At 50.3% G+C, this 9557-nt stretch carries 11 protein-coding genes; 7 read left to right on the top strand and 4 right to left on the bottom strand.

The genetic code is table 11. From position 1 onward, the window contains the following. The 6 genes from AC16KF_RS03955 to mazG form a co-directional block, all read left to right on the top strand. Positions 1-173, top strand: a 173-nt coding sequence (locus tag AC16KF_RS03955) for a DNA-directed RNA polymerase subunit alpha C-terminal domain-containing protein (RefSeq protein ID WP_484035997.1), incomplete at its 5' end; no start/stop codon positions are given. Positions 174-179: 6 nt separating this feature from the next. After that, positions 180-557 carry a 50S ribosomal protein L17 gene (gene rplQ / locus AC16KF_RS03950; RefSeq protein WP_484035996.1) on the top strand — a complete coding sequence of 126 codons (378 nt, stop codon included), beginning with the start codon at positions 180-182 and terminating at the stop codon, positions 555-557. A gap of 71 nt (positions 558-628) precedes the next feature. Beyond that, the gene (gene truA / locus AC16KF_RS03945) at positions 629-1384 is read left to right on the top strand and encodes a tRNA pseudouridine(38-40) synthase TruA (protein ID WP_484035995.1); all 756 of its coding nucleotides are present in this window, start codon (positions 629-631) and stop codon (positions 1382-1384) included. A 172-nt stretch (positions 1385-1556) separates the two neighbouring features. Further along, on the top strand, positions 1557-1997 hold the full coding sequence (gene rplM / locus AC16KF_RS03940) for a 50S ribosomal protein L13 (protein WP_484035994.1): 441 nt from the start codon (positions 1557-1559) through the stop codon (positions 1995-1997). A gap of 17 nt (positions 1998-2014) precedes the next feature. Beyond that, complete coding sequence (rpsI, locus tag AC16KF_RS03935; RefSeq protein ID WP_484035993.1) at positions 2015-2410, top strand: 30S ribosomal protein S9; 396 nt, start codon at positions 2015-2017, stop codon at positions 2408-2410. A 262-nt stretch (positions 2411-2672) separates the two neighbouring features. Further along, entirely contained in the window at positions 2673-3782 is a 1110-nt protein-coding gene (mazG, locus tag AC16KF_RS03930; protein ID WP_484035992.1) for a nucleoside triphosphate pyrophosphohydrolase, read from the top strand. Between the two features lie 98 nt (positions 3783-3880). Here mazG and AC16KF_RS03925 read toward each other — a convergent pair whose 3' ends face one another. The 4 genes from AC16KF_RS03925 to AC16KF_RS03910 all read right to left on the bottom strand — a co-directional run bounded on the left by AC16KF_RS03925 (position 3881) and on the right by AC16KF_RS03910 (position 8453). After that, positions 3881-6388, bottom strand: a complete 2508-nt coding sequence (locus AC16KF_RS03925; RefSeq protein WP_484035991.1) for a UvrD-helicase domain-containing protein — start codon at positions 6386-6388, stop codon at positions 3881-3883. Positions 6389-6787: 399 nt separating this feature from the next. Then, complete coding sequence (locus AC16KF_RS03920) at positions 6788-7120, bottom strand: SCP2 sterol-binding domain-containing protein (RefSeq protein WP_484035990.1); 333 nt, start codon at positions 7118-7120, stop codon at positions 6788-6790. A gap of 200 nt (positions 7121-7320) precedes the next feature. Continuing rightward, the gene (locus tag AC16KF_RS03915) at positions 7321-7857 is read right to left on the bottom strand and encodes an N-acetyltransferase family protein (protein WP_484035989.1); all 537 of its coding nucleotides are present in this window, start codon (positions 7855-7857) and stop codon (positions 7321-7323) included. Beyond that, complete coding sequence (locus tag AC16KF_RS03910; protein ID WP_484035988.1) at positions 7845-8453, bottom strand: hypothetical protein; 609 nt, start codon at positions 8451-8453, stop codon at positions 7845-7847. The genes AC16KF_RS03915 and AC16KF_RS03910 overlap by 13 nt, the downstream gene beginning before the upstream one ends. 67 nt (positions 8454-8520) lie before the next feature. Here AC16KF_RS03910 and AC16KF_RS03905 point away from each other — a divergent pair, with 67 nt between their 5' ends. Beyond that, a complete protein-coding gene (locus tag AC16KF_RS03905; protein WP_484035987.1) occupies positions 8521-9489 on the top strand; it encodes a hypothetical protein in 969 nt (322 codons plus the stop codon). Positions 9490-9557 lie beyond the last annotated feature (68 nt).

Genomic DNA, 9557 nt, shown 5'->3' with positions numbered 1-9557 from the left:
ATTCGCTCAAACGCACCGGCATCACCACCGTTGGCGATGTGCTCGACCTGCTCGAAAAAGGCGAGAACGCAGTTATGTCCATCCGGAACTTCGGTGAAAAGAGCCTCGATGAACTGCGCGTCAAGATGCAGGAAAAAGGCTACCTCAAAGACGAGAAGAATTCTGCGGAGTAATTTGCAATGCGACATCAAGTATCCGGTTACCGATTGGGTCGTTCGACAGGCGCGCGTACCGCGCTGCGTCGCAACCTGATCAAACAATTTTTTACGCACGAACGCATCCAGACCACAAAAGCGAAAGCCGCCGCCATTCGCGGCGATGCCGAACGCCTCATCACGCTCGCCCGCAACAGCGCGGACGCGACACCTGATCAGAAGGTCCATGCGCGACGACTCGCCATTTCGAAACTTGGCGATAATCAACTCATCAAACGCTTGTTCGACGAAATTGCGCCGCGCTATGCCACTCGCAACGGCGGGTATACCCGCGTGTTGAAGCTCGGTCCGCGCATGGGCGATTCGGCTGAGATGGTGATTTTGGAATTGGTGGAAGAATAAATCGTAGTAACGACTTCAGTCGTTATTCCGTTCGCTCAGCAGTTCAACTGCTGAACGAACGGAGAATGTAAATGGCACGTTACCAATTGACTCTTGCCTACGACGGCACAGACTTCTTCGGAAGCCAGCGGCAGGCAAAGAAACGAACGGTGCAAGGCGAACTTGAAAAGGCTTTGCGCGGACTCGGATGGTCGGATCGTTCGGCGCTCCTCTCGGGGAGGACGGACACCGGCGTTCATGCGACGGGGCAGGTTGCCGTGTGCGACCTCGACTGGACTCACACGGGTGACGAACTCGTCCGCGCGTTGAACGCCAAACTGCCCGGCGACGTTTCGGTGTGGGACGCGCAGATCGTCCGCGATGATTTTCATCCGCGCTTCGACGCAACCTCGCGGACGTATAGTTATCAGTTGTTTTACGATACGTTGCGCAACCCCATCCGTGAACGGTTTGCGTGGAGAGTGAATCACACGCTCGACGATGAACTGCTGAAGCAAGCCTCGCACGCACTGACCGGCACGCACGATTTTTCATCCTTCGGCTCGCCGACAACCCCCAAAGGGACAACGGTGCGGACGGTGAAGAAAGCGCAATGGCATCGGATCGCAAAGGATCAATGGCGGTTCGAAGTGGAAGCGGATGCCTTTTTATACCGCATGGTGCGGCGGCTGGTCTTCGTGCAGGTCGCTGTGGGGCAGGGAAAGATTCGCCCGGACGCGATCGCCGAAAGTTTGGCGAGGCAGGCTGGGAACCGGAAGCGAAGCGCGCTTCCATCTGGTCTCGCTCCCGCGCATGGGCTGACGCTCATCCACGTGAAATATCCGTAAAGGAAAAATGCGTAGTAACGACTTTAGTCGTTCGATCGAAAGCGCGACTGAAGTCGCCACTACAAAACCTTTTCGTGAAGTATCAAGAGTCAATGAAATAGAAATTATCGAAGATTTTGTGTAGCCCGCGTTCTCTAACGCGGATCGAAATAAAGAAACGGAGAAATCGAACGTGTACAAATCGTACTATCCGAAAGCAAGCGAGATTGAGCGCAATTGGGTGATCGTGGACGCCAATGGGCAGACCCTGGGGCGCATCGCCACGCGCATCGCTCACGCTTTGCTTGGTAAAAACAAACCGACCTTCACGCCCGGCGTGGAGATGGGCGACTTCGTGGTGGTGATCAACGCCGAGCGCGTGACCGTGACCGGCACGAAGACCAAATCGAAGATGACCACGAAGGTCTATCACCGCCACTCGAATTACCCCGGCGGCTACAAGGCGATCAGCCTGCGCGACCAACTGCAACAACATCCCGACCGCGTGTTGCGCGAAGCGGTGTGGGGCATGTTGCCGAAGAATCGCATGGGACGCTCGTTGCTCAAGCGGTTGAAAATTTACGCCGGTCCGAATCATCCGCACGGCACAAATAACCCAGTGCCGTTGGCATAACGAAAGAGGAAGAAGAAATGTCTGTTCAATATTATGAAGCAGTTGGCCGCCGCAAGGAAAGCACCGCCCGCGTCCGTTTGATGGACGGCTCGGGAAATTTTGTGGTGAACGAAAAGCAAGCGGCTGTGTACTTCCCGCGCCTCGGCGATTTGCAGGATATTCTGCGCGCGTTCTCTGCCGTTGGGCAGGACGCGAAGAAATACGACATCACCGTGAAGGTGAACGGCGGCGGAACGACCGGTCAAACCGAAGCGGTGCGACTGGGTCTCTCCCGCGCGCTTGTTTCGCTCAACGGCGATTGGGTCTCCGCGTTGCGCAAGCACGGTCTGCTCACCCGCGATGCCCGCATCAAGGAACGCAAGAAGCCGGGTCTGAAGAAAGCCCGCAAGGCGCCGACGTATACGAAGCGCTAATTTGGTAATTGGTAAATAGTAATTGGTAATTTGTGATCCGTAATTCGTGGGATACAATCTGCGAATTACGGATTATGTTTTAAAGGATTACCCGGTGGTTGAGCGCAAGCAGTCGAAACCACAGGTACGCATACAAAATCTTGTAATAAGAATTACTCTGTTTAGTGGTGGTTTCGATACGTCCCGCGATGCTTCGACTTCGCTATCGCTCCGCTCAGCACGCGCGGGACTACTCAACCACCGTTGTTCACAGGAGATTTTCATGGACTTGACCCTCGTCTCTTCCGCCTTCGACGCGCTCCGCATCCCTCCGCCCGCGAGGTTGACCCTGCTCGACGCGTCGACTCTCGCCTCAGCCCACGTGCCGCCGTTCCCGCCGGACATGCCGGCGTTGATCGTTGGAGTCGATTCGAAGGAACTGGCATTGCATGTGAAAGATGTGTTGCTCGCGTTGTACCCGCGTGAGCATGCGATGCAGATTGTAGAAAGTGGAAAGTCGAAAGAGGAAAGAGAATTGGGAGGATTGGAAAGTTTTGATTTCTCTGAATCAACTTGTTTGTATGTTCCCGCGCTTGGCGAAGGGACATCGTTCGAGTCGTTTGCTGAGATCGTGGCTCATCTGCGTGCGCCGAATGGATGTCCCTGGGACAAAGAGCAGACGCATGAGTCGCTGAGGAAACATTTGCTCGAGGAATCCTACGAAGCCATCTCCGCCATTGATTCGGGTGACTTTGGTCACATGCGCGAGGAGTTCGGAGATTTGTTGTTGCAGATCGTTTTGCAATCGCAGATCGCAAACGAAGAGACGCAATTCAATGTTTCGCAAGTGATTCAGGGAATCCATTCGAAGATCGTGCGGCGGCATCCGCATGTGTTTGGGAATCTGAAACTCGATGGAGTGGACGATGTGCTGGCAAATTGGGAGAAACTCAAAGAGCAGGAAAGAGGAGAACTTGCCCTGAGCGATGTCGAAGGGAAGAAAGACAGAAAGGGAATCTTGGATGGCGTACCAATCTCATTGCCCGCGTTGAGTCAGGCGCAGGAATACCAGGATCGCGCCGCGCGTGTGGGTTTCGACTGGCCCGAAATTGACGGCGTGCTGGATAAAGTGAAAGAGGAAATCGAAGAGATCAAGCGTGCTGAAACAGATTTTGAGTTAGCCTCCGAGATCGGCGACTTGTTCTTCGTGCTGGTCAACTTGGCGCGTTGGAAGAAAGTGGATGCCGAGTCGGTGTTGCGGGGGACGAACGCGAAGTTCAAGAAGCGATTCGCGTTCGTGGAGCAAGGCGCGAAAGGGCAGGGACGGAATCTATCCGAGTTGAGTTTGGAGGAGATGGAGTCCCTTTGGCAGGAGGCGAAGGGGAGGGAGTGACTATTGAGTACGAGGCTTCAAATGTACTGAGCCCGTTGAAGAATTGTTCCTACCTAGCTGTTCTCGAGCAACCCATTGCTATCTGGATTTATCAAAAATTACCCATGTACCTCAATAGTATCTCCCATAGCCTCAATAAACTCACTAGGCTGAGTACCTGTCCACACAAAATATAAGTGCCGTTTACAACGACTCATTGCAACTGCAAACAGTCTGAAATCATCTTCACGTTTTTGAGAAAACCAAACTTCGCCTTCGCCTCCCCTGAAATCAGGTAAGTTGTCTCTGCTAGCACCAACAAGTATACATACATCAAATTGCTCACCCTTAACTTGCCTTGCTGTGGTTAGAACAACAGAATTTTTAGGCGGGTGTTTACCTTGACCAGTGAGATGATGAATTTTAATATCCGCTTCTCTCACAACAATCGACTCGATATTTTTTAGTGTGTCATCGTCGAAACATATTATTGCAATTTCTCGAGGGTCTACCCCATTCTCAATGTGTTTTTTTACTAAGGCGGCGGTTGCACGCATCATTCCGGAATCGCTTTGATATCCTTGTGAATTAGGTTTTGGGGATTCGGGAGATTTTGGGTTAGACGTTATTTGCCCCCATAGTGAATTGTAGTCATATACAGGATATGCGGCAATCAATGCTTGTAAAGATGCAAGAATTTGTTTGGAATTGCGGAAATTTACTTCCAATCTTCGGATGTAGAATCTTTCATTGGTGTCATACCCCATTTCGCGTAATGTAGGATAACGCGAGTAAACCATTTGTCCTTCATCATAACACATCATAATATTGCGTTCGTCCTTCACAAGTGCCGCCATTAAATGAATTTGATGTCTGAAAAAATCATGCGCCTCGTCGAGAATTAAATAATCAAAACCTTGTTTCTCCTTGTCAAATTTTTGCCAAACCGTTTGGCTAACTTGGCGGAAGCAGTCATTTACTAAATCGTCTGCGTCTACCATGCGCAATGATTTAAGAGTTGAGTCGTATACTTGATATACTTCCCATACAAATTTTCTGAATTCCTTGTCGGTTTGTCTAACCCATTGGGTAGGCTTTTGTTCGCCAAGATATGCGCTTAAGGATGGGATGCCTTTTGCTTTGATAAATTGCGATATTTCTGTTTCAATTTCTCGCAGGCCGTTTTTAGATCGAGTGTCAAACTCTTTCCAAAGGTTTTCATATTCCTGACTTACCAAAGAATTTTTGGCTTCTTCAATGACTAAGTTGTATAACGCTTCACGTTGCTTGTCCATTCGTTCCGCACGGTACGGAGCAATAGGTTCTATACCGCGGTTGTCTAAGTCTAGAAATTTCTCGCACCATTCCATTAAATTGGTTACGACAAGTTGTTGAGGCTCTGAGCCATTCAAGAAACCTGCTAATCCTAGGGTTAGAAATTGCTGGTAGATTTTTCTTCCTAAATCGCGATTGAAAACGAAAAAACCTAAGCGGAACGGTTCTTCCATCTCTTTTGCATGCTTAAGAAGAGCAGCAGCACGTAGCACGGCGGTTAAAGTCTTTCCCGTGCCGGGTCCACCTTTTAACCTGATCGGTAAAAGTAGAGATTTATTTACAATATCTTTTTGTATTGATGTCAACAATACCTGCCATTTGTCGTAATCGGCGCTATTTGCTTCCCTGGACCCCGATATATTAAGTTCATATTGCGCAATAGAGCCAACTGTTTTTTCGTCTCGCCGTCGTATTTGTGCCAAATGACGACTGTATAACATATCCAGCTTTGTCCATTGACTTTCGTTAAGAATATCAATAAGATTAATTAAGTCATCGTCTTGGCGGCAAGCCATCACGGCTTTGATTTCTTCGGCGGTAGTGATACCAATTTCCTTTAATTGTTCTTTATTAACCCATGTATCAGCAGTTTCAGATGGGGAGATAGGTGGAGGTGGCGTAGATAATCTCCAAGTTAGTGTTGGATGGATTCTGGAATAACGATTGGTTAATGCTGAGTGGAGCCTTTCCCAAGAATCTATTTCTGTTCCTCTGGGTTGTTTGACAGTCTGAGAAACTTTTCCATGAGATGCCCATAACATCGAATCGAACTCGCCAAGAATGACATTTAATCCAATACTACCCAGATCAACCATATGCATTCTTCTGTATTCTGACGGCAAAAAGATAGAAGAAACGCTTCCATAGAACTTGAAATTGTTTGGTCGTTTTTTGGTTGAATCTATAAGTGCTGCGTCGCATAGACCTTTGCAATAACTCTCCCATGCCGTTCCGTTGCCTACCCAACCTCGAATTACATCGTCAGATAACAGTAGGGCTCGAGTTCCTTCGATTGACTTGATCTCACCTGGCTTCACATCTGATTTTTGGAAATCAAGTAGCATAACCACGTCTGCGACACTATCATTGTAGGCAACTTTGAATTCTAATTTTCCGTCCAATATGGTTGAAGAGGTTATGTGCGGTAGTTTTAAAATATCGTTCTTTTCAGGCTCAATCGCAAATTGTATAATTCCTTTTAATGCCAGTCGTGCATTAGCGCGCTCGTTATTTACTCGATGCCATTCATTGTAGCGGTACATGAAGTGTGGGGAAATCCATAAGTATTGCATTTTTATATTCCTTCCTTGGATCATGGTTTTTGCAAAACCATTAGGTGGATCTTATAATGCACCTGTAGATGACGCTAGGGTAAAGCCTAGCATAACAACCTGAATGTAAATTATATATTCGACTCGCAAGAAGTAAATTGCAGAATTCTTTCAATAATTCAAGGAAGATATATGCTTACTTCCTTTTCTTCTTCGCTGAAACCTTTTTCTTCGCCGTTGACTTGCGAACCGTCTTCTTCACCTTCCGTTTGACAGGCTTCCTCTTCACCGTTTTTGATTTCTTGACACTCTTTGTCTTCCGCGCAGGGGATTTCTTCGAGAAGCGTCAGCCATGTTCGCGTGGCGCCTCTATATCGTTTTCGCGCGCTTATGGATACACACTGCGCGGTTCGATGTCGTCTATTTTTCGAAGACGAAATACTTGCCCATACCAAGCGCAACCCCCATGTCGCCGCTCACCTTGACCTTGCCTTTCATGAACGCCATTGTGGCGTCCAACTCGCCGTTGGCGATCTTGATGTAATCCTCCGAGTCCACGGTCATCGTCATTTTTGGGTCTGGGTGCAAACCTTCAACGGATTCGCACTTCTGATCTTTGACGACCACGTACCAGTTGGATGCCTGCGCTCCTGTGAATATGAATTGCACGATCGTGTCCACGCCTTTGGCTTTGTCAGGCTGGAAGGCGGTCAGGATGGTTTCAGTCATCAACTCGCGGACGGTGGGTGGCATGGTCGTTTCTCCTCGATTTCCATAATTTCAACGAAGTATAGCATACGGAATACCTCGGGTTCAGAACTCGCCCGTCTTTTTATGATCATAGAAAGTCGTTGTCCAAGAAAAGACGTCCGCGTAAAATCCGTGTTGGAGAGTTGCGGCTTTGAAGTAGCCATAGATTGGATTTCCGCTTCCTCAACGAACGCGCCTCCCATTTATGCTTTGGCGATTTCTTTCGCCATTAGATATTCGTCGTAGTAATTGCCCTCGTAGCAAATGACGCGCGGATCGGTCCCGTAGGTTTTGAATCCGCACCGTTCATAACAACGGATAGCGGGTTGGTTGGCGGTTACTACCGCGAGTTTGAGAATTTCCACCTTGCGCGATTTCGCCCAGATCGCGCACGAATCGATCAACGAGGCGGCGATGCGAAACCCGCGCCATTCGGGCAGAACATACACGCCCCAAATGCCAGCGCTATGACGGGTTTTCGGGCGATCTCCTCGCTGGATGCCGATCATGCCGACCAAGTTGCCCTCGTGTTCCGCAAAGAACATGATCGAACCCTCGCTTGGTTTCAGGCGACCTTCCCAGTAACTTGTTGGCGCATTCAGGCTTGCAAAGTAGTCGGCGCTGAATGCGGAGGGAGTGTCTTTCAAGGCAAACAGCCTCAGTTCGCGGAATTTTGGAACATCTGCAAAATTGGCGGTTCGAAAAGCGACATTTCCCCTCGGTGTTTCTAATGGTTGCATTGAAATCGCTCCATTGCCATATCGAACAAGGCTTGCGCGTTATCGGCTTGCGGGCTGTACACTTTCCATGCGAACACGCGGTCGCCGCAGTTCCAAGCCGCGGCGGCTCCGTTGGACAACAGCGGAGACGCGGTGGAGGTGATCGGGGTGTAGACCACGTTCATATCGCGAATCAGTTTCACGTCCGGGTTGCCGAAGCGGGTGTCGAGCCCCTCCTCGAGGATTAAGTCCAGTAGGAATTGAGGGTCTGCCGCGCCGGGCGCGAGCTGCCAGATCATCTGGATGAACAGGTTGCCGTTAAAGGCGGCGAGTAACCCTTGCGAGTAACTGCTTGGCGAGACGGGGTTTTGTTGCGCGCTCACATCGTAGAACGCCATATCGAGCGGGTGCCCGATGCAAAATTGATATTCGCAGAATAGACCCGCGAGGCTGAACGCTGTTGGCGATGGATATGGCGTTGGGATGGGTTGCGACGTGTTCGTAGGAATTGCGGATAACGTGGACGCAACCGCAACTTGAATTTGAATATTTGGGTCAGGTTTCGGCGCGCACGCGGTTACAATGAGCGCAAGCGCCAGGATAAACTTATTTCGCATGCTCACGATTATACAGGCAGACGGAACATTCTGGATGACGGTCACGTCCTTTGGTCAAGGAGTTTGAATGAAACGCATCGTGTTACCCATGATTTTGATCTTGATTCTTTCTGCCTGCGCCCCGGCAGGCAAGCCGACACAGCAATCGCTTTTCCCGGAGGAGGATGGACAGGTCGCGCCGACGCCGCAAACGGAATTGACGCTTGCCGAACAGGCGGCGATCTCGCATCTTGCCTCGACGTTGAGCCTGTCACCCGATGAGGTCGGCATTCTCTCAACAGAGGCAGTTGACTGGCCCGATGGCTGTCTCGGTGTTCAACGACCGGGGGTAATGTGCACGGAGGCGATTGTGCCCGGCTATAAAATCATATTGCAGGCTCGCGGTGAACAATACGAATTGCACACGAATAAGAACGGCAGTCAGATCGCGCAAGTTGGCGGGGCGCCGTTTGGTTTGATCGAAGAAGCCATCGTCGCGCAACTTGCTTCCAACCTTGGGCTGGACGCGGACACAATAGTCGTTGTGAGCAGTAAGGATGTCGAGTTTCCCGATTCGTGTCTTGGTGTGTCGATGCAAAATGTTCTGTGCGCCGAAGTGATCACCCCCGGCAAGATCATTGTACTGCAAGCGAACGGACTGGAATTCGAGTATCACATCAGCGAGGAGGGAAACCAAGTTCAGCCCGCCACGCTTGCCCTTACCTGGACGCGAGACGGCGGCATCGCCGGGTTCTGCGATCAGTTGACTGTTTTTCTCTCCGGCGAAGCGTATGGGAGCAATTGCCGCTCAAAGCAACCCGAGGCAACGATGAAAACGATCGGGGAATTGTTAACCGCGAGGGAACAGAAACAATTCTTCGCCTGGGTTATAGAATACGGTCAGGTGAGTTTGGATATGTCGGACCCGGTCATGGCGGCGGACCGGATGGTGGTGACGCTGGAGTTCTTCGGCGCCGGGGGCGATCAGCCAACCTCTGTCGATGAACAGGTAATGCTTGAGTTTGCGCAGTCGTTGTACGCAAATCTTTTCCCGTAGGTGTATGTTCGTATGGTAAAGTTTCCTTTGCGCTTAGTTTGGCAGGCTCGCCGCCACGGCGCTGTGTA

It is taken from the genome of Candidatus Defluviilinea gracilis (assembly GCF_057138825.1).
Note: the sequence above shows the minus strand (reverse complement) of the source record. Positions and strands in the feature narration are given on the sequence as shown.

What these genes read in the sequence shown, in the direction of transcription:
- rplQ (WP_484035996.1), top strand. Translation starts at nt 180, where the DNA reads ATGCGACATCAAGTATCCGGTTACCGATTGGGTCGTTCGACAGGCGCG.
- truA (WP_484035995.1), top strand. Translation starts at nt 629, where the DNA reads ATGGCACGTTACCAATTGACTCTTGCCTACGACGGCACAGACTTCTTC.
- rpsI (WP_484035993.1), top strand. Translation starts at nt 2,015, where the DNA reads ATGTCTGTTCAATATTATGAAGCAGTTGGCCGCCGCAAGGAAAGCACC.
- mazG (WP_484035992.1), top strand. Translation starts at nt 2,673, where the DNA reads ATGGACTTGACCCTCGTCTCTTCCGCCTTCGACGCGCTCCGCATCCCT.
- AC16KF_RS03925 (WP_484035991.1), bottom strand. Translation starts at nt 6,388, where the DNA reads ATGCAATACTTATGGATTTCCCCACACTTCATGTACCGCTACAATGAA.
- AC16KF_RS03920 (WP_484035990.1), bottom strand. Translation starts at nt 7,120, where the DNA reads ATGCCACCCACCGTCCGCGAGTTGATGACTGAAACCATCCTGACCGCC.
- AC16KF_RS03915 (WP_484035989.1), bottom strand. Translation starts at nt 7,857, where the DNA reads ATGCAACCATTAGAAACACCGAGGGGAAATGTCGCTTTTCGAACCGCC.
- AC16KF_RS03910 (WP_484035988.1), bottom strand. Translation starts at nt 8,453, where the DNA reads ATGCGAAATAAGTTTATCCTGGCGCTTGCGCTCATTGTAACCGCGTGC.
- AC16KF_RS03905 (WP_484035987.1), top strand. Translation starts at nt 8,521, where the DNA reads ATGAAACGCATCGTGTTACCCATGATTTTGATCTTGATTCTTTCTGCC.